This is a genomic window from Kluyvera genomosp. 3, assembly GCF_011765685.1.
Taxonomy (GTDB): domain Bacteria; phylum Pseudomonadota; class Gammaproteobacteria; order Enterobacterales; family Enterobacteriaceae; genus Kluyvera; species Kluyvera georgiana_A.
The window spans coordinates 3,091,430-3,115,891 of record NZ_CP050321.1; the positions used below are offsets into that span (position 1 = coordinate 3,091,430).

The 24,462-nt window shown below is 57.4% G+C and carries 23 protein-coding genes; 6 read left to right on the forward strand and 17 right to left on the reverse strand.

Features of this window, described 5'->3' with window-relative positions; translation table 11 throughout:
* Positions 1–4: 4 nt before the first annotated feature.
* The 4 genes from GY169_RS14625 to yceD form a co-directional block, all read right to left on the reverse strand.
* Positions 5–958 carry a beta-ketoacyl-ACP synthase III gene (locus GY169_RS14625; protein ID WP_163448099.1) on the reverse strand — a complete coding sequence of 318 codons (954 nt, stop codon included), beginning with the start codon at positions 956–958 and terminating at the stop codon, positions 5–7.
* 63 nt (positions 959–1,021) lie between these two features.
* Positions 1,022–2,077 carry a phosphate acyltransferase PlsX gene (gene plsX / locus GY169_RS14630; protein WP_163448100.1) on the reverse strand — a complete coding sequence of 352 codons (1,056 nt, stop codon included), beginning with the start codon at positions 2,075–2,077 and terminating at the stop codon, positions 1,022–1,024.
* An 80-nt stretch (positions 2,078–2,157) separates the two neighbouring features.
* Positions 2,158–2,331 (reverse strand): 50S ribosomal protein L32, encoded by a 174-nt coding sequence (rpmF, locus tag GY169_RS14635; RefSeq protein WP_064549135.1) that lies wholly within the window; start codon positions 2,329–2,331, stop codon positions 2,158–2,160.
* A gap of 16 nt (positions 2,332–2,347) precedes the next feature.
* Positions 2,348–2,869, reverse strand: coding sequence for a 23S rRNA accumulation protein YceD (gene yceD, locus GY169_RS14640; protein WP_064549133.1), 522 nt, complete (start codon positions 2,867–2,869; stop codon positions 2,348–2,350).
* Between the two features lie 142 nt (positions 2,870–3,011).
* Here yceD and GY169_RS14645 point away from each other — a divergent pair, with 142 nt between their 5' ends.
* The 3 genes from GY169_RS14645 to GY169_RS14655 all read left to right on the forward strand — a co-directional run bounded on the left by GY169_RS14645 (position 3,012) and on the right by GY169_RS14655 (position 6,241).
* Positions 3,012–3,596, forward strand: coding sequence for a Maf family protein (locus GY169_RS14645; protein ID WP_167576192.1), 585 nt, complete (start codon positions 3,012–3,014; stop codon positions 3,594–3,596).
* A gap of 190 nt (positions 3,597–3,786) precedes the next feature.
* Entirely contained in the window at positions 3,787–4,902 is a 1,116-nt protein-coding gene (locus GY169_RS14650; protein WP_223882177.1) for a dienelactone hydrolase family protein, read from the forward strand.
* Positions 4,903–5,008: 106 nt separating this feature from the next.
* Positions 5,009–6,241 carry an MFS transporter gene (locus GY169_RS14655; RefSeq protein WP_223882104.1) on the forward strand — a complete coding sequence of 411 codons (1,233 nt, stop codon included), beginning with the start codon at positions 5,009–5,011 and terminating at the stop codon, positions 6,239–6,241.
* A gap of 28 nt (positions 6,242–6,269) precedes the next feature.
* On the opposite strand, the gene rluC is transcribed toward GY169_RS14655, so the two are convergent.
* Positions 6,270–7,223, reverse strand: coding sequence for a 23S rRNA pseudouridine(955/2504/2580) synthase RluC (rluC, locus tag GY169_RS14660; protein ID WP_167576194.1), 954 nt, complete (start codon positions 7,221–7,223; stop codon positions 6,270–6,272).
* Between the two features lie 781 nt (positions 7,224–8,004).
* Between rluC and rne the strand changes: the two genes are divergently transcribed.
* Complete coding sequence (rne, locus tag GY169_RS14665; protein WP_167576195.1) at positions 8,005–11,232, forward strand: ribonuclease E; 3,228 nt, start codon at positions 8,005–8,007, stop codon at positions 11,230–11,232.
* Positions 11,233–11,297: 65 nt separating this feature from the next.
* Here rne and GY169_RS14670 read toward each other — a convergent pair whose 3' ends face one another.
* Complete coding sequence (locus tag GY169_RS14670) at positions 11,298–12,236, reverse strand: LysR family transcriptional regulator (protein WP_167576196.1); 939 nt, start codon at positions 12,234–12,236, stop codon at positions 11,298–11,300.
* Positions 12,237–12,344: 108 nt separating this feature from the next.
* On the opposite strand from GY169_RS14670, the gene GY169_RS14675 reads away from it, so the two are divergent.
* Entirely contained in the window at positions 12,345–13,559 is a 1,215-nt protein-coding gene (locus GY169_RS14675) for an MFS transporter (protein WP_163448106.1), read from the forward strand.
* A gap of 87 nt (positions 13,560–13,646) precedes the next feature.
* Here GY169_RS14675 and flgL read toward each other — a convergent pair whose 3' ends face one another.
* The 11 genes from flgL to flgB form a co-directional block, all read right to left on the reverse strand.
* Positions 13,647–14,582 (reverse strand): flagellar hook-associated protein FlgL, encoded by a 936-nt coding sequence (gene flgL, locus GY169_RS14680; protein ID WP_163448107.1) that lies wholly within the window; start codon positions 14,580–14,582, stop codon positions 13,647–13,649.
* A gap of 14 nt (positions 14,583–14,596) precedes the next feature.
* Positions 14,597–16,261 carry a flagellar hook-associated protein FlgK gene (gene flgK, locus GY169_RS14685; protein ID WP_167576197.1) on the reverse strand — a complete coding sequence of 555 codons (1,665 nt, stop codon included), beginning with the start codon at positions 16,259–16,261 and terminating at the stop codon, positions 14,597–14,599.
* A gap of 63 nt (positions 16,262–16,324) precedes the next feature.
* Entirely contained in the window at positions 16,325–17,275 is a 951-nt protein-coding gene (gene flgJ, locus GY169_RS14690; RefSeq protein WP_163448109.1) for a flagellar assembly peptidoglycan hydrolase FlgJ, read from the reverse strand.
* The gene (locus GY169_RS14695) at positions 17,275–18,372 is read right to left on the reverse strand and encodes a flagellar basal body P-ring protein FlgI (RefSeq protein ID WP_163448110.1); all 1,098 of its coding nucleotides are present in this window, start codon (positions 18,370–18,372) and stop codon (positions 17,275–17,277) included. Before GY169_RS14695 ends, flgJ begins: the two co-directional genes overlap by 1 nt.
* Positions 18,373–18,383: 11 nt before the next feature.
* On the reverse strand, positions 18,384–19,082 hold the full coding sequence (flgH, locus tag GY169_RS14700) for a flagellar basal body L-ring protein FlgH (RefSeq protein WP_167576198.1): 699 nt from the start codon (positions 19,080–19,082) through the stop codon (positions 18,384–18,386).
* A gap of 78 nt (positions 19,083–19,160) precedes the next feature.
* Positions 19,161–19,943: a flagellar basal-body rod protein FlgG gene (flgG, locus tag GY169_RS14705; protein ID WP_035894201.1), complete on the reverse strand. Its 783-nt coding sequence runs from the start codon at positions 19,941–19,943 to the stop codon at positions 19,161–19,163.
* Positions 19,944–19,951: 8 nt separating this feature from the next.
* A complete protein-coding gene (locus GY169_RS14710; protein WP_163448112.1) occupies positions 19,952–20,707 on the reverse strand; it encodes a flagellar basal body rod protein FlgF in 756 nt (251 codons plus the stop codon).
* Between the two features lie 18 nt (positions 20,708–20,725).
* Positions 20,726–22,006, reverse strand: coding sequence for a flagellar hook protein FlgE (gene flgE / locus GY169_RS14715; protein ID WP_167576199.1), 1,281 nt, complete (start codon positions 22,004–22,006; stop codon positions 20,726–20,728).
* Positions 22,007–22,033: 27 nt separating this feature from the next.
* Positions 22,034–22,729 carry a flagellar hook assembly protein FlgD gene (flgD, locus tag GY169_RS14720; RefSeq protein ID WP_163448114.1) on the reverse strand — a complete coding sequence of 232 codons (696 nt, stop codon included), beginning with the start codon at positions 22,727–22,729 and terminating at the stop codon, positions 22,034–22,036.
* 12 nt (positions 22,730–22,741) lie between these two features.
* Positions 22,742–23,146 (reverse strand): flagellar basal body rod protein FlgC, encoded by a 405-nt coding sequence (gene flgC / locus GY169_RS14725; RefSeq protein WP_163448115.1) that lies wholly within the window; start codon positions 23,144–23,146, stop codon positions 22,742–22,744.
* A gap of 3 nt (positions 23,147–23,149) precedes the next feature.
* The gene (flgB, locus tag GY169_RS14730) at positions 23,150–23,563 is read right to left on the reverse strand and encodes a flagellar basal body rod protein FlgB (protein WP_163448116.1); all 414 of its coding nucleotides are present in this window, start codon (positions 23,561–23,563) and stop codon (positions 23,150–23,152) included.
* A gap of 156 nt (positions 23,564–23,719) precedes the next feature.
* Here flgB and flgA point away from each other — a divergent pair, with 156 nt between their 5' ends.
* Complete coding sequence (gene flgA, locus GY169_RS14735; RefSeq protein WP_167576200.1) at positions 23,720–24,379, forward strand: flagellar basal body P-ring formation chaperone FlgA; 660 nt, start codon at positions 23,720–23,722, stop codon at positions 24,377–24,379.
* Positions 24,380–24,462: the final 83 nt, after the last annotated feature.

The following is a 24,462-nucleotide window of genomic DNA, read 5'->3' on the forward strand; positions in this document are numbered from 1 at the left end:
ATACTTAGAAACGAACCAGCGCAGAGCCCCAGGTGAAACCGCCGCCGAAGGCCTCCAGCAGCACCAGTTGACCGCGCTTAATGCGGCCGTCGCGGACAGCTTCGTCAAACGCGCACGGCACGGAAGCGGCCGAGGTATTACCGTGACGGTCAAGGGTCACTACGACGTTGTCCATGGACATGCCGAGCTTTTTCGCCGTCGCGCTGATAATACGTAAGTTCGCCTGGTGCGGCACCAGCCAATCCAGCTCAGAACGGTCGAGGTTGTTAGCTTCCAGCGTTTCATCAACGATGTGCGCCAGCTCGGTCACCGCGACTTTAAAGACTTCGTTACCGGCCATCGTCAGATGGATGGAGTTTTCCGGGTGGACGCGATCGGCGTTCGGCAGCGTCAGCAGCTTACCGTAGCTACCGTCTGCATGCAGATGGGTAGAGATAATCCCCGGTTCTTCGGATGCGCCCAGCACGACGGCGCCCGCGCCGTCACCGAAGATAATGATCGTGCCGCGATCGGTTGGATCGCAAGTACGCGCCAGCGTATCCGCACCGACAACCAGCGCGTATTTCACCGCGCCGGACTTCACGTACTGATCGGCCACGCTCAGCGCATAGGTAAAGCCTGCGCATGCCGCAGCGATATCAAATGCCGGCGCGCCTTTCACACCCAGCATGTCCTGAATCTGGCAGGCCGCGCTCGGGAACGCATGGGTAGCGGAAGTGGTCGCAACCACAATCAGCCCCAGTTCGCTTGCCTCGATGCCCGCCATATCCAGCGCGCGTTTGGCCGCTTCGTAACCCAGCGTAGACACGTTTTCATCAGGGCCAGCAATACGGCGCTCACGGATACCTGTACGGGTGACAATCCACTCGTCAGACGTATCAACCATTTTTTCCAGATCGGCGTTAGTCCGCACTTGCTCAGGCAGATAGCTGCCGGTACCAATAATCTTCGTATACATGTACGCTCAGTCACTTTTCGCTAATATAGCCGCCCAATTTGACTCACGGCGCTGCTGGCTTGATTACCTGCCAGATTCCGCTCTGTCAAACCCTGCGGGGTATACGGATTCCAGGCGAGCGGCAATTCGCTGAGGAACTTGTCGCTGCACCGCCTGCACTGCCTGTTCAATGGCGATCGCAAAGGCACGCTGATTAGCAGCGCCGTGGCTCTTAATCACCGTGCCGCGCAATCCTAACAGACAGGCGCCATTATACTGGTCGGGGTTGAGGTGACTGAATCGCCTTGTCAGGCTTTTTTGTAACCAACGCTTTAATAAAATCAGCCACCACGACCGTTTTTTCCCCTCGCTCTGCGATTTCAGCAGCGAAAGGAACATACGCACTACCCCTTCCATCGTCTTTAAGGTGACGTTTCCTGTAAAGCCGTCGCAAACCAGAACGTCGGTTTTGCCCGTTAACAGCTCATTGGCTTCAAGATAGCCGATATAGTTCAGAGAAGAGATTGTTTTTAGCACTAATGAGGCGTCACGAATACTATCATGACCCTTAATCTCTTCTTCGCCGATGTTAAGCAAGGCCACGCGCGGGTTAGCAATCCCCAGCACTTCCTCCGCCATCACCGACCCCATGACGGCAAACTGCACCAGCATGGTACTGTCACAGTCGACGTTAGCGCCGAGATCCAGCACTACCGTCTTGCCCTTCTGCTGATGCGGTAACACCGTCACCAGCGCCGGGCGCTCAATTCCCTGAATGGGCTTGAGCAGCAATTTAGCGAGCCCCATCAGCGCGCCGGTATTTCCTGCACTGACACAGGCTTCAGCCCGCCCTTCTTTCACCATCTCCAGCGCCACACGCATTGAACTACCGCGACTGTGGCGGATAGCATGCGATGGCCGCTCATCACTGGCAATAACCGACTGGGCAGGAATAATCTGCAAACGCGAACGTTGTTCGAAGTCAGCTCTGGCAAGTAATGGCGTAATGTCGTCGGGATTACCGACTAATAGAAGTGAGAGTTGCGGATTAGAACTCAGTGCCTGCAATGCTGCAGGCACCGTCACGGAAGGGCCAAAATCGCCCCCCATGACATCTAACGCCAGGGTTAGACGTGTCAAGGTATCTTCGCCGCCTGGTTCGGTGTTTCCCCGCGTGAACGGGGAAATTCCTCACTAAGCATAATCACGCTTGCGCGTGATTACTTAGCGATTACCTTACGGCCACGGTAGTAACCGTCGGCAGTGATGTGGTGACGCAGGTGTTGTTCACCAGAGGTTTTGTCTACAGACAGGCTGGTGACTGCGGTCAGAGCGTCATGAGAACGACGCATGCCACGTTTGGAACGGGTTGGTTTATTCTGTTGTACGGCCATGGACCTTACTCCTCAATTACTTTTGCTTTAAGCTGGCTAATACGGCAAATGGGTTTGGTTTCTTCGCCTCTTCAGGCAGTTCGCCAAAGACCATGTCCGCCTCGGACACTTCACAGTGTTCAGAATCATGCACCGGAACTACCGGCAAGGAGAGGATGATTTCATCTTCAACCAACGCCAGCAGATCGATTTCACCGAATTCGTTAACCTCAATCGGCTCATACGCTTCCGGGAGTGCCTCAACCTGATCGTCATTCTTGACCGGGCTGAAACAATACTTTGTGTAAACATGATGAGTAAACGGTTTCCCGCAACGCTGACATTCCAACGATACCGTGACCTTCGCATCACCGGTAATGACCGCGAGGCGTTGGTTATCGATAGCGAAGGACATTTCGCATTCCACATCACTGTCTACACTGACTACGGACGCGGCGACGCGCTCCGCCTGATCGGGGGTATAGATACCCTGGTAATCAAGGCGTTTTTGAGCCGTACGAACCGGATCGAGAGTCAGGGGTAATTTTACCTTTTGCATAGGGCGCGCATATTAACTTTGTAACGTCATAGAGTCAAAGAAAAAGGCAGCCTCAGGTTGCCTTTTGCCAATAATTCGCACACATTGCGGCCTATAGTTTAAAATGTCGGAATCTAATTCGCTACAGTCTATTTGAAAAATTATGCCTGATTTGATTCTTGCCTCCACCTCCCCCTATCGCAAACAGCTGCTTGAGAAGCTCGGTATCACCTTCGAATGTGCCGCACCGGAGGTTGATGAACTGCCGCTGCCTGGCGAAACCCCGCGCAGCCTGGTGCTGCGGCTGGCGCAGTTAAAAGCGCAGGCGCTGGCGGAACGCTTTCCGAACCATCTCATTATTGGTTCCGATCAGGTCTGTATGCTGGAAGGCGAAATTACCGGCAAACCGCATACCGAGGAAAATGCGCGCTTACAATTAAAAAAGGCCAGCGGTAATGTGGTGACTTTTTATACCGGGTTGGCGCTGTATAATTCAGCAAATGGTCATCTGCAGACGGAATGTGAACCGTTCGATGTGCATTTTCGCCATCTGAGTGAACAAGAAATCCTCACCTATATTCGCAAAGAAAATCCGCTTAACTGCGCCGGCAGTTTTAAAAGTGAAGGACTGGGCATTGCCCTCTTTGACCGTCTTGAAGGGCGCGACCCGAATACCCTGGTCGGTTTACCGCTAATAGCCTTGTGCAAAATGTTACGGCGGGAAAATCATAATCCGCTGTTAGATTAGCGTCACATCTGGCGTCGCGACGTTCTATCGGATTACGCGACGCCGGCCTTTCCCCCTATTGTTGCTTATTCCTTCTGCGATCACAGTTTATTTTCCCGGCACCGTTACAATCCCCACTCCATATTGAAACATTGTTTTGATTTAAGGAGTAAGGATGCGTGGCAACCGTAAGATATTATTTATTCTGGCAATGCTAACCGCAATTCAGGCCACTGCCGCTGATGACTGGCAGAAACAAGGGGTGGTTGAAGGCAACCTTCCTGCCAGCTGGCAACAAATGAAAACCCAGATGCAATATCCGGACTCATGGCTTTCCGGGCACTATTCTGATTTTAAGAGCTGGCAGCAGCACGCGCGCCAGGAATTCCGCCAGGCGTTGCTGACGCCGGACGCCACCAAACCGTTCGATGAGCAGATTATCGCCAGCGAAGACCGTGGCAGCTACACCGCTGAAAAACTCGCGCTCAACATTACCGACGATAACCGCATCTCCGCCCTGATGCTCACGCCAAAAACGCCCGGTCCACACCCGGCTATCGTCCTGCTTCATGACCATGGTTCAAAGTTTGATATCGGTAAGGAGAAGCTAATTCGTCCGTGGGGCAATCCGGAGCAGCTCGCCAGCGCCCAGGCGTGGGCCGATAAGTTCTTTACCGGACGTTTTATCGGTGACGAGCTGGCGAAGCGCGGCTACGTGGTGATCGCCATCGACAGCCCCGGCTGGGGCGATCGTGGTCCGATGGTTTATGAGCAGCAGCAGGCGCTGGCCAGCAACTATTTCAATCTCGGCCGTTCACTGGCCGGTGAAGTCGCCTATGAGGATATGCGTACCGTCGACTTTGTCGCCTCGTTGAAAGGCGTTGATAGCAAACGCATCGGCGTGCTGGGCTTCTCAATGGGCGGTTTCCGCGCCTGGCAGTTAGCGGCGCTTTCCGAGAAGGTGGCCGCCACGGCGGTGATTTCCTGGTTTGGCACCTATGACGGCCTGATGACGCCGGGGAACAACGTGCTGCGCGGGCAATCGGCCTTTTATATGCTGCATCCGGGAATGCCCGCGAAAATGGATATCCCCGATATTGCCAGCATTGCCGCACCAAAACCGATGCTGATTTTCAGCGGCGGACAGGACAAACTGTTCCCGGCGAAAGCGGTGAGCGACGCCTTTGCCAAAGTCCACAAAGTGTGGGCCTCGCAAAAAGCCGACGATATGCTGGTGACGAAGAGCTGGCCAGAGCTTGGACACGTCTTTTACCAGCAACAGCAGGAGGAAGTCTTCCCCTGGCTGGATAAATGGTTAAAACCTTAACCTTTTTCCCTCAGCTCACCGCGTCGGCGGGCTGAGGGGACGTAGCTTTTTAACGTCGCCCTCAGTACTCTCTTGTCATTGATAACAATGACAACAGGAGCGCACCGTGCGCACCCCATCGCAATCCGCTTCTTCTCTATGGCTGCCGATAACGCTCGCCAGCGTGATCCTGATGATCACCATGGGCATCCGCCAGACCGTGGGTCTGTTCGTCCACCCGATCGTCATGCAAACCTCGATGAGCATTGCCGAAATCAGCATGGCTCTGGCTATCGGCCAGCTAATGTGGGGCGCTTTCCAGCCGCTGTTTGGCGCATGGGCGGATAAACGCGGCGCATTCAGCGTGCTGGTACTCGGGGCCGTGATGATTGCGCTGGGGCAGTTGGGTACGCTGTGGGCCGCCTCGTTCCTGCCGTTAACGCTAGCCCAGGGGCTTCTCAGCCCGGCAGGCGCAGCGGCGGGCAGCTTTTCCGTCCTGATTGGCGTCGTGGCCAGCCGGCTGCCCACGGATAAAGGCTCAATGGCCAGCGGACTGATTAACGCCGGCGGCTCCGTTGGCCAGTTTATCTTCGCGCCGCTGGTACAATTGATTATTGGCCTGCGTGGGATGGCTTCCGGGCTGGTCTTTCTGGCAATGGCCGCGCTGGCCACCATTTTTCCGTCATGGCTGTTGTGCCGCGGCGCAAAGCGTCAGGCGGCAGCGCCCACCGTCCATGTTGCCGCCGATACGGGATTAAAGCAGCAGATCGCCCTCGCCTTTCGCAATCCCAGCTACTTGCTGCTGCACGCAGGCTTTTTAACCTGCGGTTTTCACGTGGCGTTTCTGACGACCCACCTGCCTACAGAAGCGGCCCTGTGCGGCCACGACGCCACGGTGCCCGCCATCAGCCTGTCGTTGATTGGTCTGTGCAATATTGTCGGCAGCATCGTGGCTGGGTTTCTCGGCAAGCGCTATCGGATGAAGTACATTCTGGCGGTACTTTACGCCTCGCGCGCGGTGATGATCGCCCTCTTCCTGCTGTCGTCAAAATCCGAGACGGCTTTCTATCTATTTGCCTGCGCCATCGGCTTTACCTGGCTGGCCACCGTACCGCCCACCGCCGGTATCATCGGCAAGCTGTTTGGCACGCGCTACCTGGCCACGCTGTTTGGCTTTACGCTGTTTAGCCATCAGATCGGCGCTTTCTTCGGTGCGTGGCTGGGTGGCGTAGCGATGCAATATGAAGGCAGCCTGACGTGGGTGTGGTATGCAGATATCGCGCTGGCGCTGCTGGCGGCACTGGTGAATCTGCCGATTAAAGAGAAAAGCGTTGCCGTTCGCCTTCGCGAAGCGGCATAAAAAAACGGGCCGCATGGCCCGTTTTTGCTTACTTCTGGTTGCGTAGCACCTGGAGACAGCGCTTGAGCTGGTCATCCATCGGCGCTTCCACGCGCATCACTTCGCCGGTCCCCGGGTGGGTGAACTTCAGCGCCGCCGCGTGTAAAAACAGACGATTCAGCCCGGTGCCCGCCAGTTGCTTATCAAACTCGCGGTCGCCGTAGCGATCGTCAAAAGCGATCGGGTGCCCCGCATGCTGGGTATGCACGCGGATCTGGTGCGTACGTCCGGTCACCGGGCTACAGCGCACCAGCGTGGCGAACGCGTAACGTTCTTCTATTTTAAAGCGGGTTTCCGATGGCTTGCCTTCCTGGCTGACGCGTACGATACGCTCACCGCTCTGCAGAATATTTTTCAGCAGCGGGGCCTGTACAGCCTTCACGTGGGACTGCCACTGCCCGCGCACCAGCGCCAGGTAGTCTTTCTGCATCCCCTTCTCGCGCAACTGCTCATGCAGCGAACGCAGCGCCGAACGCTTCTTCGCCACCAGCAGCACGCCGGAGGTATCGCGGTCAAGACGGTGGACCAGCTCCAGGAAGCGAGCTTCCGGGCGCAGGGCGCGCAGCCCTTCAATCACGCCGAAACTTAAGCCGCTACCGCCATGTACCGCCGTGCCGGAAGGCTTGTTCAGCACGAGGATGTGATCGTCTTCGTACAGGATCACGTCGCTCAGCGCAGCCACTTTTTGCAGATGCGGCGAAACCGCGTCCTCTTCACGCTCGGCGACGCGCACCGGCGGGATACGCACCTCATCGCCGGCTTCCAGCTTGTATTCAGGCTTAATGCGCTTTTTATTTACCCGCACCTCGCCCTTACGCAAGATGCGATAAATCATACTCTTCGGTACCCCTTTTAGCTGGGTACGCAAAAAGTTATCGATTCGTTGCCCGGCTTCGTCAGCGCTGATGGCAACCATTTTTACAGTCGGAGTCTCAGTTTTCATGGTGCGCGATTCTAAATATCCCGGCTCATTAGCGCCACTCATTTTTCTATGCTTATATTTATCATACCCCGTTTACCGCTGTTGCTTTTCCCAGCGAGCTGTTTGTTATTAGAACAATCTCAACGGACTGGTGAAGAAACTGTGAGTAACCGGGTGATAAAAGGTGAAAGTCAACTTGCTATAACCGGGTTACCAAGGAATAATGAAACTGTTTTCCGTGGTGAACCTGGAATAACAAGGATATATACACCAAATCATTCAAGCGGCATCAAGGCGGCAAGCGAGTGAGCCCGCAGGAACGTACCCGAGTACGTAACTAAGGTGAGCGCGTTCAGCCAACGCCGAGGCAGCCTGAAAGATGAAGTGTATGACGGAATGACCAGTTTTGTCTGTTCGATCATCCACGCAGCAATGGCGTAAGACGTATTGATCCCTCAGACAGTTAGCGGGCTGCGAGTTGCAGTCCTTACCGGTACATATACTGTACGAATTTTAGATGGCAGAAAAATAACGCAACGGGAAACATCCGTGCCAATCTCTACCTTCTGAAAGATGACGAGTATAAATGGAATCTTCTCTGGAGAGTTATCCCAGGCTGTTCCCCTAATAATTGCGCTGTGTTTCCGTTTGAAACACAGGCTACCGACACTCTGCGCCTCTTAAGCGAGCGACAACCGTGAGGTTGGCGACGTGAATAGTCACGAGGCCATCGGTTTACCCCGGAAAGGCAACACTCTGCTCGCAGCTTAGTCGTCAATGTAAGAATAATGAGTAAGTTACGATGAAAAGAATGTTAATCAACGCAACTCAGCAGGAAGAGTTGCGTGTCGCCCTCGTTGATGGGCAGCGTCTGTACGATCTGGATATTGAAAGCCCAGGACACGAACAGAAAAAAGCGAACATCTACAAAGGCAAAATTACCCGTATTGAACCGAGTCTCGAAGCCGCATTTGTTGATTACGGCGCCGAGCGTCATGGTTTCCTCCCCCTCAAAGAAATCGCTCGCGAATATTTCCCAGCCAACTACAGCTCTCACGGTCGTCCGAACATCAAAGATGTGCTGCGTGAAGGCCAGGAAGTCATCGTCCAGATTGATAAAGAAGAACGCGGCAATAAAGGCGCTGCGCTGACGACCTTTATCAGCCTCGCAGGTAGCTACCTGGTGCTGATGCCGAACAACCCGCGCGCGGGCGGTATCTCTCGCCGTATCGAAGGCGACGATCGCACCGAACTGAAAGAAGCGCTGGCTAGCCTCGAGCTGCCGGACGGCATGGGCTTAATCGTGCGTACCGCGGGCGTCGGCAAATCAGCCGAAGCGCTGCAGTGGGACTTAAGCTTCCGTCTGAAGCACTGGGAAGCTATTCAGAAAGCCGCTGAAAGCCGCCCTGCTCCGTTCCTGATTCACCAGGAAAGCAACGTGATCGTGCGTGCCTTCCGCGACTATCTGCGCCAGGATATCGGCGAAATCCTGATCGACAACCCGAAAGTGATGGAAATGGCGCGTCAGCACATTTCTGCACTGGGGCGTCCGGATTTCAGCAGCAAAATCAAACTGTACACCGGTGAAATCCCGCTGTTCAGCCACTACCAGATTGAATCGCAGATCGAGTCCGCGTTCCAGCGTGAAGTACGTCTGCCTTCCGGCGGTTCTATCGTTATCGATAGCACCGAAGCGCTGACCGCTATCGACATCAACTCCGCGCGTGCAACCCGCGGCGGCGATATCGAAGAAACCGCGTTCAACACCAACCTCGAAGCGGCTGATGAAATTGCTCGCCAGCTGCGTCTGCGCGACCTTGGTGGCCTGATCGTTATCGACTTTATCGATATGACCCCGGTTCGCCACCAGCGCGCTGTAGAAAATCGTCTGCGCGAGGCCGTCCGTCAGGACCGTGCGCGTATCCAGATTAGCCACATTTCCCGCTTTGGCCTGCTGGAGATGTCTCGCCAGCGTCTGAGCCCGTCGCTTGGCGAATCCAGCCACCACGTCTGCCCGCGCTGCTCCGGCACCGGCACCGTGCGTGACAACGAATCACTGTCGCTCTCCATTCTGCGTCTGATTGAAGAAGAAGCGCTGAAAGAGAACACCAAAGAAGTCCACGCCATTGTTCCGGTGCCGATTGCCTCTTACCTGCTGAACGAAAAACGTGCTGCGGTAAGCGCCATTGAATCCCGCCAGGGCGGCGTGCGTTGCATCATCGTCCCGAACGACGAGATGGAAACCCCGCACTACTCCGTGCTGCGCGTGCGTAAAGGCGAAGAAACCACCACGCTGAGCTACCTGCTGCCGAAGCTGCACGAAGAAGCCATGGCGCTGCCGGTTGAAGAAGAGTTTGTTGAGCGTAAGCTGCCTGAGCAGCCGGCGCTGGCGACCTTCGTGATGCCGGAAGTGCCTGAGCCTACCGCAGAGAAAGCCGCGCCAGCCGCCGCTCAGCCGAAAGCCGCTGCAGTTGCCGCGCCGGCGGCTCCAGGCCTGCTCTCTCGTTTCTTTGCTGCGCTGAAAAGCCTGTTTGCCGGTAGCCCGGAGAAAGCGGTTGAAGCACAGCCGGAGAAACAAGAAGCAAAACCTGAGCGTCAGCAGGAACGCCGCAAGCCGCGTCAGAATAACCGTCGCGACCGTAACGAGCGTAGCGATCGTCGTAATGACCGCAACGAGCGCAATGACCGTAACGAAAACGCCGAAGGCCGCGAACCGCGTGAAAGCCGTGAAGGTCGCGACGATAACCGTCGTAACCGTCGCGAGAAACCGCAGCAGTCTGAAGCACGCGAAAACCGCCAGCAGAACGTCGTGGATGACGCGGAGAAATCCCGCTCACGTGACGAACAGCAGCAGCCACGCCGTGAACGTAACCGCCGCCGTAGCGACGATAAACGTCAGCAGCCGCAGGAAGCGAAACCGCAGGCTCGTGAAGAACAGGCCGTTGCCGCACCGGAAGCCACACAGGAAGAACGCGTACAGACTATGCCGCGCCGCAAACCGCGCCAGCTGGCACAGAAAGTCCGCATCGAAACCCCTGAGCAGACTGCCGCTCGTGAACTGATTGCGGATGAACCGCAGCAGCAGGAAGCGCCGCGTACCGCGCTGGCGAAAGTCGATCTGCCGGCGGTCGTTGATGCGCCAGTACAGGGCGAGCAGGATGAAAATACGGAAGGTCGTGATAACAACGGCATGCCGCGTCGTTCCCGCCGTTCTCCGCGTCATCTGCGCGTGAGCGGTCAGCGTCGTCGTCGTTACCGTGACGAGCGTTACCCGACCCAGTCACCGATGCCGCTGACCGTCGCCTGTGCGTCGCCAGAACTGGCTTCCGGTAAAGTATGGATTACCTATCCGATCGCTCAGGTTCAGACCGAAGCGGAAGCACCGGTAGAGCAGGACGTAACAGAACAGCCAATCGTAGCGCAAGCTGCTGAACAGGCGGTCGTTGCCGAGCCAGCAGTTGTTGAAACCGTCGTTGAAGCGCCTGAAGTTGCCGCCCCGGCAGCCGTCGCCGAACCGGTTACCGTGGCGCAGGAAACGGCGCCAGCGCAGGAAGAAGCTCCGGTGTCGGCAGTGGAAGAAGCGCCTACCGCAGTGGTTGAAGAAACCGTTGCACAAGAGGTGGTTGTCGATGAAGCACCGGTTGTCGCTGAAGAAGTGAAAGCCGAGGCCGAAACGCCGGTTGTTGAAGCTGCACCAGTGGTTGAGGCCGCGCCGGTGATTGACAGTGCGCCTGTGGCAGAAGAACCGGTTGTTGAAGAGGCTCCGGTCGAGGAAACGCCAGTGGTTGCCGCGCCAGTTGTTGCTGAACCAGTTGTGACCGCACCGGCACCGGCTGCGAAATCTTCTGATACCAACCGTGCCTCAGCGCCGATGACCCGAGCGCCGGCACCGGCATACGTGCCAGAATCACCGCGCCACAGCGACTGGGTTCGTCCGTCCTTTAACTTCGACGGTAAAGGTTCCGCTGGCGGCCATAGTGCGACGCACACGGCTACCGCTGAACCTACCCGCCCGCAGTCGGTTGAGTAAACCGCCAGCGTGAAGTAAAAAATCGGCCCAAGTGGCCGATTTTTTTTTTACCTGACGCGATGCGTTTATCCATTCTGCTCGGGCTGCCGCATCCCGGCGATTTGCGGCATGACCTCGCGCATCAGATCGAGAAACTTACGCAGCCGGGTCGGATAATAACGCGCCCATGGATAAACCAGATGAACCGGCAGCGGCGTCGTCTGCCACTCCGGTAGCAGCTCCACTAACGTGCCATTGGCCAACTCCTCCTCCACCGTCCAGCTTGAAACCACCGCGGCCCCCACGTTCGCGAGCGCGGCATTTTTTGCCACATACAGGCTGTCGGTGCTCAGCCGCGCGGCAATACTCACGCTCTCTGTCTGGCCGAGAGTCGGATGATGTAGCACCACTTCGTGCTGATAGAAGGTACTGATTGCAATCCATGGAAGTGCCGAGAGCTGTTCAGGTGTCGTCACCTGAGGATAGCGCGCCACAACCTGCGGTGAAGCGACAATACAGCGCGGCACCTCCGCCAGAAGCACCGACACCGTCGCCGGATCCACCTCCGCGCCAACGCGAATCGCGCAATCAACGTTGTCGCTGATAAAGTCCACCGCCCTGTCGTGCAGCATCCACTCGACGGAGAGCTGCGGGTAGCGCGCGAGGAAGCCCACCAACGGCATCAGTAATTGCTGCTGGCCGAAAGCATGCGGAGCACGTACACGTAACGTGCCCACCGGCTGTTCGTCGGTCAACTGTAAGGCATCCTCCAGCGCCAGCCAGCTATCCACCACCTGACGCGCATGCTGGTAGCAGCGCTCGCCGTCGTCGGTCAGCTTCATTGCGTGCGTTGAACGCAGCAGCAGCTTGGCCCCCAGCATCTCCTCAAGGGACTGCAATCGGCGGCTAATGGTTGCCTGGGTGGTCTCAAGCTGGCGCGCTGCGGCAGACAACGAGCCTGCCTCAACGATACGGATAAACGTGCGCATCAGTTCAACGCGGTCTATACGCTCTGTTCTTTTCATCAACTCATTGCCTATACGTGAAACGTATAACTGTTTTACCACCGCGGCGGCTACCGCGCCACCGCGAAGACGCAGAGAATAGCGGCATACACCGTTGAGGATGAAACCATGAACACTGATAACCTTTCTTCCCGGGCCACCAGCCTGCTGATTTTTGTCCTGGCGCTCGGCGCCGGGTTCAGCGTTGCCGCCATTTATTACGCCCAGCCGCTGCTGCCGCTGATGGGTTCAACCCTGAATCTGAGCGTGGAAGGTATGGGGCTGATTCCCACACTGACTCAGGCTGGCTATGCGCTGGGGATCCTGTTTTTACTGCCGTTAGGCGACCGTTACGACCGCCGCACGCTGATTCTGCTGAAAAGCCTGACGCTGGCGGTTTTATTACTGCTTTATAGCCTGACTCAGCAATTTCCTTCCCTGCTGGCGATCAGTTTGCTGATCGGTATGGCCGCCACCATGGCGCAGGACATCGTTCCCGCCGCCGCCATTCTTGCCCCGGCGGGGAAACAGGGGAAAATGGTTGGCACGGTGATGACCGGCCTGCTGCTGGGGATCCTGCTGTCGCGTACCGTAAGCGGCGTGGTCGGTGAACTGTTTGGCTGGCGCGTAATGTACCAGGCCGCAGCCGTCAGCATTGCGCTGATTGGCCTGCTGCTGTGGCGCGTGCTGCCGCACTTCGCCGCTCACTCCGAACTGCGTTATCCGGCACTCATGGTGTCGATGGTGCACCTCTGGCGTCGCTACCCGACGCTGCGTCGCGCCGCCATGGCTCAGGGCTTTCTCTCCATCGCCTTCAGCGCCTTTTGGTCAACGCTGGCGGTCATGCTGGCCGAGCACTATCACATGGGCAGTGCGGTGGCGGGTGGCTTTGGTATCGCTGGTGCGGCAGGTGCGCTGGCGGCGCCGCTGGCGGGCGGTCTGGCGGATAAAGTTGGCGCGGAGAAAGTAACCCAGCTGGGTGCGCTGCTGGTCAGCATCTCGTTTGCGCTGATGTTCCTGCTGCCGGTTCTGCCGCCGATGGCGCAGATGGCGCTGATTGCACTGTCCGCCGTTGGCTTCGACCTGGGTCTGCAATCAAGCCTGGTCGCGCACCAGAATCTGGTGTACAGCCTGGAACCGCAAGCGCGCGGTCGCCTCAACGCCCTGCTGTTTACCGGCGTATTTATCGGCATGGCGCTGGGTTCAGTCCTCGGGACGCAGGTTTATTCGCTGGCTGGTTGGGAAGGCGTAGTGGCGTTAGCCACAGTAGCTGGTCTGGTCGCACTGGCGATTCGCGTCAGCGAAACCTACCGCTTACGTAGCGCTGCGCTAAACGTACAGTAAGGCAATAAAAAAAGCCCGCGACGGGGTAATGACGCGGGCGATAAAAACATACCCAGTTTCTACAGATATGTTTAAAACTACATGTTGTTATTTATTCAGTTGGAACAAAGACATACCCTGCATGTCGGTAAATGCTTTATAGGCGGCCTGCAGGGCCGTTTGCTGCATCGTGTAGTTCGAGATGGTCGAGTTCCAGTCGACGTCCACCAGATTGCTCATCTGCTGCGTCTGCGCCAGCGCCCGGTCATCCCCCAACGAATCCAGCTTATCCAGCTCATTGAGCTGGGTGCCCAGTTCAGCACGTACGGTCAGCACGTTATTAAGCGAATTACTCAGGCTACGGTTGGTTTTATCAATCGCCGCCAGCGCCGTGTCCTGGGCCGTTTCATCACCTTCAACCGGGGTTTTCAGCGCGGCAATTGCCGAATCTAACGCTGTGAAAACGTTGGTATCGGCATCCGGTTTGGCGTTGCTGGTCGCATTATCAAAGATCAGGTTGCCTGTGTGGCCAATAACCATGGTGCGTGAAGAATCGACCTGCTGTTCCACGTTGAGCGTGCCGCCAACGTACTTGCCGGTATCATCAAAAGGCGGCGTATCCGTTTTATAACCGGCGAATATATAACGCCCGTTACCGTCGGTGCTGTTCGCCAGGTTCAGAAGCTGGTCGCGAATACCCTGCAGGTCGGTGGCCAGTGAATTGCGGTCATCGTCGCTCAACGTGCCGTTACCGGCATAAACGATCTTCTCCTGCGCCGACTGGATCGCGGTTGTCACCTGCGACAACGTGCTTTCTTCAATCGACACGCGCTGAGTCGCGAAAGTCCGCGCGGTGGCGTACTGGCTATTCTGCGCCTGCGCCTGAGACAGCACCACGGCCTGTGAGGCAGCAACCGGGTCGTCCGAAGCGCGGTTAACCCGCTTGCCGGTAGACATCTGTTCACCGTACTTCAACCATGCAGACTGAGAGTCGGTAATGCCTCTCATATTCTGCTGGTACATCATGATGGTACTAACGCGCATAGCTCTCCCCTTCCTTAACGGATATTAATTAATGCGTCGAAGAGCGTGCTTGCCGTCTGCAGCACCTGCGCATTAGCCAGATAGTACTGCTGAAAAAGCTGCAGGTTGCCGTACTCTTCATCAAGGTTAACCCCGGAGATAGACTGCTGCTGGTTGCTCAGCTGCGTCACCACGTTCGCCTGGGTGGTACTGCTGCTCTTCAGGGTCGCGGTTTGGGTGCCGATATTACTGACCATCGCGGCATAGGCATCGTTAAAGGTCTTTGAGCCGCCGACCACCTTGCTGTTTTGCAGATCCAGCAGCTTCTGCCCGTTACGGTTATCGCTTTCACCCACGCTCGTGCCGGTGGTGGTATCGGCGAGGCCCATCGCAATTTGTGACTCGCTGGTGATCGCCACTTTCATGTTCACAATTGTGTTGCTCACCGGTTTCACGGTAAAGCTGTCGCCCGTGTTGGCCGCGCCGTTGCTGTTATCAACGCTGACCGACAGGCCATCGAACTGCAGTGAACCATCGGTAGCGGTCTGGAAGTTCACGTTCGTGTTATCGGAAAGGCGCGTTACCTGCCAGCCGCTGTCGGTTTTGGTGATGCGATAATCGGTAGCCTGCACAGCAGATGAATCGGTCATCGTTGCCGTCAGCTCGGCTTTGCCCCCGTTTTTGCCGTTGGCAACAACAGAGGGATCGCCGAAGTCGAAGAAGTCGACGTTGGTATTACCATCGGCATCAATGCCCCCACGATGCACCTGGTTAAAGGCATCGGCAAACGCCAGCGCCATTTGGTTCAGGCTATTGCGGGTCTGGTCAAGGTCCTGCGAACGGAAGGTCAGCAGGCCGCCCAGCGAACCGGTGGTCAGCAGCTTTTCTGGGATCTCCACGTTGCCGGCAACGTTATCCACATAGGCCACGGTGGTGCGCGTCGGATCGGCCTTGCTCGGCACCGCGGCCAGCTGGTTCGATTTGGTCCCCGCCACCAGGGTATACCCGTTGGCCATGGTGATGTTATAGGTGCTGCCGTCCTGTACGTTGACCTCAACGCCAACCAGCTTGTTAAGCTCACTCACCAGTTGGTCGCGCTGATCCAGCAGGTCGTTTGGCGATGCGCCCGCGCCTACGCCGGTCAGGCGAGAAATCTTATCGTTGAGACTGGCAATCTGTGAGGTGTAGTTATTGATCTGATCGACGGTCGAGGTAATCGACAGGTTAACCTGCTTATCCTGATCGCGCAGATACTGATCCGCCACCTTGAACTGGTTCACCACACCCGCGGCTTTGCCGAGTACGGTCTGACGCGCCGCCGGGTCTTCGGCGTTGCTCACCAGCGTTTGCAGACTGCTGAAGAAATCCTGCACCGTGGTTGAGATATTGTTGGTTGAGCTGGAGAGCATATTGTCAATTTTCGACACCTGCTCATAGCGAGTGGTCAAGCCGCTGCTCTGGTTCTGCGCCGCGCGCAGCTGATTGGTAATGAAGGCGTTGTATTCGCGCTGTACGCCAGACACGTAAACGCCATTGCCTACCCAGCCGCCCGCGCCCAGCGTGCTGTTGGCAGAAGCCAGCACCGTGGTCTGACGGGTGTAGCCGGTAACGTTGTAGCTCGCGATGTTGTTACTGGTCGTATTCAGCGCCGACTGGGCTGCGCTCAGCCCGCTCATCGCACTGTTAATTAAACTGGACATGAACGCTCCTTCTTAAGGCCATGGTATTACTTATCGGATGGCGGATGGCAAACTTGAGATAAATCAGAACAGATTTTCGATATCATTTCGGTACGCGTTGCTGACCTTATCGCTCATTGATTTCAGCTGTTGAATCATGCTGGTCAGCTTGCGCGCATACTGCGGATCGGTAGCGTATCCAGCATTCTGCAACGCCTGTGCGCCCTGCTCCGCCGTGGCCGCCGACGTTACCGCCGCATAGCGTGGGTTGCGGGTCAGCAGGCCGACGTAGTCCGACAGCGCCTCCAGATACGAGCCGTAGACGCGGAACTTCGCCTTCACCTTCTTCGCCTCGCCATTCTCAAATTCGGTAGTGGTGATTTCCGTCACCTTCCCCTTCCAGTCACCGGATGCTTTCACCCCAAACAGGTTAAAGCTCGGTTCGCCGTTTTCACGGCGGATCTGCCGCTGACCCCAGCCGGACTCCAGCGCCGCCTGCGCCAGAATCAGGTGGTGTGGGATACCGCTCTGTTCGCTCGCCAGCCGCGCGGGCAGCGACAGCTGGGCAAGGAAATCTTTGCTGTCGCCGGACAACGGCGTATCGCTGTTGTCCGGCGCTTTCGGCAACGCCTTACGCACCATCTGCGTCAGAGCGGCATTCTGGTAGCTGGTCACCGTCTGCATATCAAACTTCATCGGTACCTGACCGACGTTATCCGCCGGTTCCTGCTGCTGCGCCGACAGCTGTTTGACCATCTCCTCTGCCAGGCCAAGGCCTTTCCCGGCCGTCATCTGCTGGGCGATTTGCTGGTCATACATACTGGTGTAAAGCCGCGTCTGGTCACTGCTGAACAATCCGTCCTTCGGCAGCGTTTCGCGCATGCTTTTCAGCATCATCTGCACGAACATGCCCTCCACCTGCCGGGCAACGGGACGCAGATTCGCCTGCGGATCCTGCCCCGCTTTGGTCTTCAGTTCATTCAGTGACTGCGCGTCCCACGCGGCGCTCGCCAGTAATTTGCTGTCGGTTAGCATCAGACAATCTCCACCTTAGCGCGCAGACAACCCGCACTCTGCATCGCCTGGATAATCGACATCAGCTCCATCGGCGTCGCGCCTAAGGCGTTCAGTGCGCGTACCACGTTATTCAGATTGGCGCTGGCGCGAACGCTTTGCAGCGAGCCACCGCTCTGGCGCAGATCGATTTGGGTTTGCGGCGTCACCACGGTTTGCCCACCGGCAAACGGCGTATCCGGCTGGCTGACCTGCGCCGAACGGTTGACGGAAACGGAGAGGTTGCCCTGAGCTACCGCGCAGGTATCGAGCGTTACTTCCCGGTTCATGACCACCGAGCCGGTACGCGAGTTGATAATGATCTTCGCATCCTGCGGCGGCATGCCTACTTCCAGATTCTGGATATCCGCCAGCAGACGTACCTGCCCGCTGCCGCCAACCGGCGCGCGCACCTGCACGGTACGGGCATCCAGCGCGGTGGCGTTGCCCAGGCTGCTGCGACGGTTAATGGTGTCGGCGATCTGCTGCGCCATGGTGAAATCATCGTCGTTCAATTGCAGATTAATGGTGTTGCCCGCGCCAAACTGGCTCGGCAGTTCGCGCTCAATGGTCGCGCCACCGGTGATTCGCCCGCCGTTAAGCTGGTTCACCTGCACGCTGCTGCCGCCCGCCGACGCGCCCGCGCCGCCGACCAGAATGTTACCCTGAGCCAGCGCGTAGATCTGGCTGTCGACGCCTTTCAGCGGCGTCATCAGCAGCGTACCGCCGCGCAGGCTTTTGGCGTTCCCCATGGAAGACACCACCACATCGATGGTCTGTCCCTGACGCCCAAAAGCCGGCAGCTGCGCGGTCACCATTACCGCCGCCACGTTTTTCAACTGCATGTTGGTCCCCGCCGGAACGGTAATCCCCAGTTGGGACAGCATGTTGTTCAGGCTCTGGGTGGTGAACGGCGTCTGCGTGGTCTGGTCGCCCGTGCCATCAAGGCCTACGACCAGGCCGTAACCGATCAGCGAGTTTTCCCTGACCCCTTGCACGCTGGTCAGATCGCGGATGCGTTCGGCGTTCGCCAGCCCGGTGACCAGCACCAGCGCCAGAGTAAGCAGAGTTTTAAACATGGTTCACCTCATTACATCGGCGATAAATTAAGGAAGAAACGCTGCAGCCAGCCCATATTCTGCGCTTCATTGATATAGCCGTTGCCCACGTATTCGATACGCGCATCCGCCACCTGCGTCGACGGCACGGTGTTGCTGCCGCTGATGGTGCGCGGGTTAACGACCCCGGAGAAACGGATAAATTCGGTGCCCTGATTAATCGCGATTTGCTTCTCGCCCACCACGTGCAGGTTGCCGTTGGCCAGAACCTGATCGACGGTCACGGTCAGCGTGCCGCTAAAGGTATTGCTGGCATTAGCGCCGCCCTTGCCGTTGAAGGAGTTGCCGCCAGACGCTTCCACATCCGCGCGCTCATTACCAAACAGCCCCTGGAGGTAGCGCGGCACGGTGTCGAAGCCGAAGTTGGTTTTGCCATCACGACTCGCATTTGCCGAGGAGCTTTTGCTCGCGCTGACGTTTTCCTGCAGCACGATGGTCAGCGTATCGCCGATATTGCGCGGACGACGGTCTTCAAACAGCGGCTGATAGCCGTAGTTAATCGGCTGAGCGGTCTGGAATATCGAACCGTTCGCCACCGGCACCGGGCCGGGAATCGGTTGTGCGGTCGTCGCCCCTTCAACCAACGGTTTAGAGGGGACCCATGCGCACCCCACCACGCTGAGCGCGACGAGGGTTAAAAGCGGATAGCGAAACGCTGCAGATTTTTGCATTGCTTTCTTCTTCTGAATCTCGGGAACATCCCGACGTCGCATCGCCTCGCCAGGCGACGCGACGCCGAGGCCTTGCCTTTACAGCTGCGTCAGTTTTTGCAGCATCTGGTCAGTCGTCGATACCGCTTTACTGTTGATCTCGTACGCGCGCTGCACCTGAATCATGTTGACCAGCTCTTCCGCCACGTTGACGTTAGAGGTTTCAACATAACCCTGGTACAGCAGACCCGCGCCGTTCAGACCCGGCGTAGTGTCGTTCGGCGCGCCTGATGCCTGGGTTTCGATGTACAGGTTTTCCCCGATACTCTCGAGACCGGTGTCATTCATAAAGGTCGACAGGTTCAGTTGTCCCACCTGAACCGGGTTTGCCTGGCCCTGCTGGGTAACACTGACGATCCCGTCACGGCCAATGGTGATGCTGATGGCGTTGGCCGGAATGGTGATGGCGGGCTGTACCTGATAGCCGCTGGCGGTCACCAGTTGGCCGTTCTGGTCAACCTGGAACGAACCGTCGCGGGTGTAGGCGGAGGAACCGTCCGGCAGCAGGATCTGGAAGAACCCGTCGCCTTTGATCGCCACGTCTTTACTGTTGTTGGTCTGCGACAGGTTGCCCTGGCTATGCAGACGCTCGGTCGCCACGGGACGTACCCCGGTACCAATCTGCAGGCCGGAAGGCAGTGTCGTTTGTTCGGATGATTGCGCACCCGGCTGGCGAACGGTTTGATAGAGCAAGTCTTCAAACACCGCGCGCTGGCGCTTAAAACCATTGGTACTGACGTTCGCCAGGTTGTTGGCGATAACGTCCATATTGGTTTGCTGCGCGTCCAGACCGGTTTTGGCGATCCATAATGAACTGATCATAATTTTCCTTAGCTCATTGACAGCAACTGGTTAGCTTTCTGCGTGTTTTCATCCACGCTGCTGATAACCTTCATCTGCATTTCAAAGCGGCGTGAACTGGCGATCATGTCCGCCATCGCCGCCACGGGTTTAACGTTACTGCCTTCCAGCACACCGGACTGCAGGCGCAGCGTTGGGTCCGCCTGGAGGGCCGGCCCACGCGTTGCCACGGTCTGCGGCGTCAGGTGAAACAGGCCGTCATCGCCACGCGCGACTTCGGTGCCATTGGCCTTCACCATCTTCAGCTTGCCGACCGGCGACACCGTGTTCGGCGGGTCGCCCGGCGTCAGCGCCGAAATGGTCCCGTCGGCGGCAATCGTTACCTGCGAGCCTTCCGGCACGTTCAGCGGACCGGCCTCGCCAATCACCGGGTTACCCTGAATAGTCAACTGCCCGGTGGCGCTCACCTGAATATTGCCGTTACGGGTATATCCTTCGGTACCGTCTGCCGACCGCACCGCCAGCCAGCCATCCTGCTGAACCGCCACGTCCAGCGGACGCGCGGTATAGTCCAGCTGGCCGGGGGTCATATCCGCGCCCGGCGTGGTGGCGGCGACCAGCGTACGGGTCTCGACGCTCGGGCCGACCACCGGCACCGCGCGCATTGCCGTCAGCTGCGCGCGAAAGCCTGGCGTGGAGGTATTGGCAAGGTTGCTCGCCGTGACCGACTGCTGCTGCATGGTCTGGCTGGCGGCGCCCATTGCCGTATATATGGCGTGATCCATAACGTCACCCTGTTACGATTAACGCAGGTTAACCAGCGTGTTGAGGATCTGATCCTGGGTCTTGATGGTCTGCGCGTTCGACTGGTAGTTACGCTGCGCGACGATCATGTTCACCAGCTCTTTGCTGAGGTCGACGTTGGAGGCTTCCAGCGCGCCGTTGGTCAGCGTACCGAAGTTACCGGTGCCCGCAGTGCCCAGCAGCGCGACGCCCGAGGACTGCGTTGCCGACCAGACGTTATCGCCCTCTGACTGCAGACCTTCGTTGTTGGCGAAATTCGCCAGCACAATCTGCCCCAGCAGTTGGCTCTGCTGGTTGGAGTAGTTACCCACCACCGTGCCGTCTTCGTTGATCTGGTAGCTCACCAGGTTGCCCGGCGCGAAGCCGTTCTGGGTGGTGGCGACGATATCGTTCGAGCCGGTGTTCTGCTGCATGGAGTTGAGGAAGCTCAGGGAGAAGGTGCTACCCGCGGAACCGTTCAGTCCCGCCAGGGCGACGTCAATTTGCGGCGTTGCGTTGGCCGTGCCATTCAGCGTCCAGGTGCTCGGCGTAGTGGTCGTATCTTCTGTATAGTTGGTCACACCTGTCAGCGTACCGCTTGAAGAAAACTCCATCTGAGCCGCTTTCACCGGATTGGCACCGCTGACGCTGGAGTCCAGCGTCCAGACGTCCCATTTGTTGTTATCCGTCTTCACGTAGTAGACGTTCATGTCATGGGAGTTACCCAGACTGTCGTACACGGTCACGGTACCCTTTTTGTTATAGGTATCCGGATCGGTCGGATTGAAAGGCTTCGTCGTCTGATCAATTTTGTCATCCGTGGAGTTCAGGTTCATCTGCATCGCCGCGGTGGTGGTCGTTTTCGCCGACATCAGCGTATTCGGGATCGTCAGCGCCACCGGGTTCGCCCCCTGCTGGATGGTCGCCGGGTTACCGGTCGCCGGGTAGCCGGTGACGCTCAGCCCCTGCATGTTGACCAGATTGCGGTTCTCATCAAGCTTGAACTGGCCGTTACGGCTGTAGTAAACGGAACCGTTGCTGTCGACCAGACGGAAAAAACCGTTCTGGCTAATCGCCACGTCCAGCGCGCGTCCGGTACCGGTGGTGGTGCCGTCGGTAAAGTCCTGGGTAATCCCCGCAACTTTTACCCCCAGCCCCACTTTGGAACCGGCAAACATATCGGCAAACGATGCGGTCCCGGATTTAAACCCGTAGGTCGCGGAGTTGGCGATGTTGTTGCCGATAACATCGAGGTTGGTGGCAGCAGCGTTTAATCCGCTTACCGCTTGTGAAAAGGCCATAACGTCTCTCCTGAAATAGTTAGAGGCTTAAATAATCTGGCGAACCTGATCCAGCGTGGTGGTGCCATAGGTACCCAAATCCAGTTTGTTGCCATCGCTGCCCAGCGTAACGCCCTGCACCAGGGCGAACTGCAGCGGCTGAACCACCAGCTGCGTGGTGCCCTGGCTGGCGGCGAAGTTGATGTTGTAAGCGCCGTCCGGTGCCGCCGTGCCGTCATCCATCTTGCCGTCCCAGGTATAGGTATGAACGCCGGCGGTTTGCGCCCCCAGATTTAACGTCCGGACCACTTTGCCGGTCCCGTCGACGATGGTGGCGGTAACCTTCTCGGCGGACTGCGTCAGCTCAATGCCAAACGGCGTGGTATCCACGCTGGTCTCATCGCTGCTGTTTTTGCCAGCCAGAATGGTGCTGCCGGGAATCATCACGCCGTGGCCCACCAGGGCGCTGGCCTGCAGCGACTGGCCGCTATTAATCTGTCCGGAGATGGAACCCAGCGTGGTGTTGAGCTTCTCAATGCCGCTGAGGGTGCTGATCTGCGCCAGTTGCGAAGTCAGTTCGTTGTTTTGTAACGGGTTAGTCGGATCCTGGTTTTTCAGCTGCGCAACCAACAGCGTCAGAAAACTGCTCTGCAGGTCGGACGAACTGTTAGTGCCGGAGCTACTGATCGACGATGAGGCCGAACTGCTACTGCTGGTATCATTGATATTGGCTACGACAGACATCGGTTACCTCCCTTATTGCCCAAGCGTGAGCGTTTTGAGCATCATGCTCTTCACGGTATTCAGTACCTCGACGTTTGCCTGATAGCTGCGCGACGCCGACATGGTGTTCACCATCTCGCCCACGACGTCGACGTTAGGCATGCGCACATAGCCTTTCGCATCCGCCAGCGGATTCCCCGGCTGGTAGACCAGCTTGTCCGGCTCCTGGCTTTCAACGACATCAGCCACTTTCACGCCGCCGGTCGCCGCGCCCATCGGCGCATCCACCTGAAAAACAACCTGCTTAGCACGATACGGCTGGCCATCCGGCCCGGCGACGCTGTCGGCGTTGGCGAGGTTACTCGCGGCCACGTTCAATCGCTTGGACTGCGCGGTCAGCGCGGAACCTGCAACATCGAAGATATTGAGTAGTGCCATGGATTAGTTCCCCTGCAGGACACTCAGCATGCCCTTAATCTGTCCGCCCAGAACCGTGAGGCCGGTCTGGTACTGGAGGCTGTTATCGGCGAACTGCGTACGCTCCCGGTCCATATCGACGGTGTTGCCATCCATCGCGGGCTGATCGGGAATGCGGTACAGCAGATCGGTATTCGGCGCGGAAAGCGCCTGGGCAGGAATATGACGTTCGGAGGTCAGCGTCAGCGCAACGCCGCTGCCTTCCGCGCGCCCGCGTGACATCACCTTTTTCAGTTCACTGGAAAAATCCATATCGCGCGCCTGATACCCCGGGGTATCGGCGTTAGCGATATTGGCAGCGAGAATCTCCTGGCGCTCTGCGCGCAGGTTTAATGCCTCTTGCTGAAAACGTAATGCGGCGTCGAGTTTATCGAGCATGTCTCCTCCGCTAATGACAAAGTTTCAGCCGACAGCTTAATTCTCCTTATGCGCGCGTCATCGACGGAATAAGCGCAATATGCGTCGCTATTTGTTGCGTTGATGTCATCGCAAGTTGAGTAAAATGCGTGCATTCGCCATCCACAGGAGCGTTCAATGCGTCAGCTCATTGTCCCATTCACCGCTGCGATACTGGCCTTTAGCCCGCTTGCTCAGGCGGCTGATATTCAGTCGCAGCTGACCGCGTTCTTTCGCGAACGGCTGACTGGCTTTAGCGATGAGGTCAGCGTCAGGCTGCGCAATACGCAGAATCAGCAGCTTAGCTGTGACGCTCCCACGTTCAGCACGCCGGGTAACTCGCGGCTATGGGGAAATCTGACGGTGGTGGCCCAGTGCGGAAATGCGAAACAGTATTTACAGGTGACCGTGCAGGCGGTAGGCGATTACGTTGTCGCCGCGGCGCCCATCGTGCGCGGATCGCCGATTGAGTCGCAGAGCGTCACGTTAATGCGTGGGCGGCTCGATCAGCTACCGCCGCGTACCATGTTGAATTTGTCGCAGGCCGAGGATGCCATCAGTCTGCGCGACGTTGCCATCGGCCAGCCGATTCAGCTATCGATGGTGCGCCAGTCGTGGCGGGTGAAAGCAGGACAGAAAGTGATGGTCGTCGCCCAGGGGGAAGGCTTTAGCATCAACAGCGAGGGGCAGGCGTTAAACAACGCCGCGGTGGCCCAGAACGCCCGCGTGAGAATGCCTTCTGGTCAGGTGGTGAGCGGTCAGGTGAGCGCTGATGGGAATATTCTGATTAATCTATAAACTTCTTAAAGAATATGTGTCGCTTGCCGATAGATAATTAACAATTAATGAGAGTCGGCGCCTGCGCCATACCAAAGCCTCCA

Excerpts from the sequence above, each read along its gene's own strand:
- GY169_RS14670 (WP_167576196.1), bottom strand. The coding sequence starts at position 12,236 with ATGAAAAGAACAGAGCGTATAGACCGCGTTGAACTGATGCGCACGTTT.
- GY169_RS14650 (WP_223882177.1), top strand. The coding sequence starts at position 3,787 with ATGCTAACCGCAATTCAGGCCACTGCCGCTGATGACTGGCAGAAACAA.
- flgC (WP_163448115.1), bottom strand. The coding sequence starts at position 23,146 with ATGGCACTACTCAATATCTTCGATGTTGCAGGTTCCGCGCTGACCGCG.
- flgA (WP_167576200.1), top strand. The coding sequence starts at position 23,720 with ATGCGTCAGCTCATTGTCCCATTCACCGCTGCGATACTGGCCTTTAGC.
- flgB (WP_163448116.1), bottom strand. The coding sequence starts at position 23,563 with ATGCTCGATAAACTCGACGCCGCATTACGTTTTCAGCAAGAGGCATTA.
- yceD (WP_064549133.1), bottom strand. The coding sequence starts at position 2,869 with ATGCAAAAGGTAAAATTACCCCTGACTCTCGATCCGGTTCGTACGGCT.
- GY169_RS14625 (WP_163448099.1), bottom strand. The coding sequence starts at position 958 with ATGTATACGAAGATTATTGGTACCGGCAGCTATCTGCCTGAGCAAGTG.
- flgK (WP_167576197.1), bottom strand. The coding sequence starts at position 16,261 with ATGTCCAGTTTAATTAACAGTGCGATGAGCGGGCTGAGCGCAGCCCAG.
- flgD (WP_163448114.1), bottom strand. The coding sequence starts at position 22,729 with ATGTCTGTCGTAGCCAATATCAATGATACCAGCAGTAGCAGTTCGGCC.
- rluC (WP_167576194.1), bottom strand. The coding sequence starts at position 7,223 with ATGAAAACTGAGACTCCGACTGTAAAAATGGTTGCCATCAGCGCTGAC.
- GY169_RS14710 (WP_163448112.1), bottom strand. The coding sequence starts at position 20,707 with ATGGATCACGCCATATATACGGCAATGGGCGCCGCCAGCCAGACCATG.
- flgJ (WP_163448109.1), bottom strand. The coding sequence starts at position 17,275 with ATGCTAACCGACAGCAAATTACTGGCGAGCGCCGCGTGGGACGCGCAG.
- GY169_RS14645 (WP_167576192.1), top strand. The coding sequence starts at position 3,012 with ATGCCTGATTTGATTCTTGCCTCCACCTCCCCCTATCGCAAACAGCTG.
- flgL (WP_163448107.1), bottom strand. The coding sequence starts at position 14,582 with ATGCGCGTTAGTACCATCATGATGTACCAGCAGAATATGAGAGGCATT.
- rne (WP_167576195.1), top strand. The coding sequence starts at position 8,005 with ATGAAAAGAATGTTAATCAACGCAACTCAGCAGGAAGAGTTGCGTGTC.
- rpmF (WP_064549135.1), bottom strand. The coding sequence starts at position 2,331 with ATGGCCGTACAACAGAATAAACCAACCCGTTCCAAACGTGGCATGCGT.
- flgG (WP_035894201.1), bottom strand. The coding sequence starts at position 19,943 with ATGATCAGTTCATTATGGATCGCCAAAACCGGTCTGGACGCGCAGCAA.
- flgE (WP_167576199.1), bottom strand. The coding sequence starts at position 22,006 with ATGGCCTTTTCACAAGCGGTAAGCGGATTAAACGCTGCTGCCACCAAC.
- GY169_RS14675 (WP_163448106.1), top strand. The coding sequence starts at position 12,345 with ATGAACACTGATAACCTTTCTTCCCGGGCCACCAGCCTGCTGATTTTT.
- GY169_RS14695 (WP_163448110.1), bottom strand. The coding sequence starts at position 18,372 with ATGTTTAAAACTCTGCTTACTCTGGCGCTGGTGCTGGTCACCGGGCTG.
- flgH (WP_167576198.1), bottom strand. The coding sequence starts at position 19,082 with ATGCAAAAATCTGCAGCGTTTCGCTATCCGCTTTTAACCCTCGTCGCG.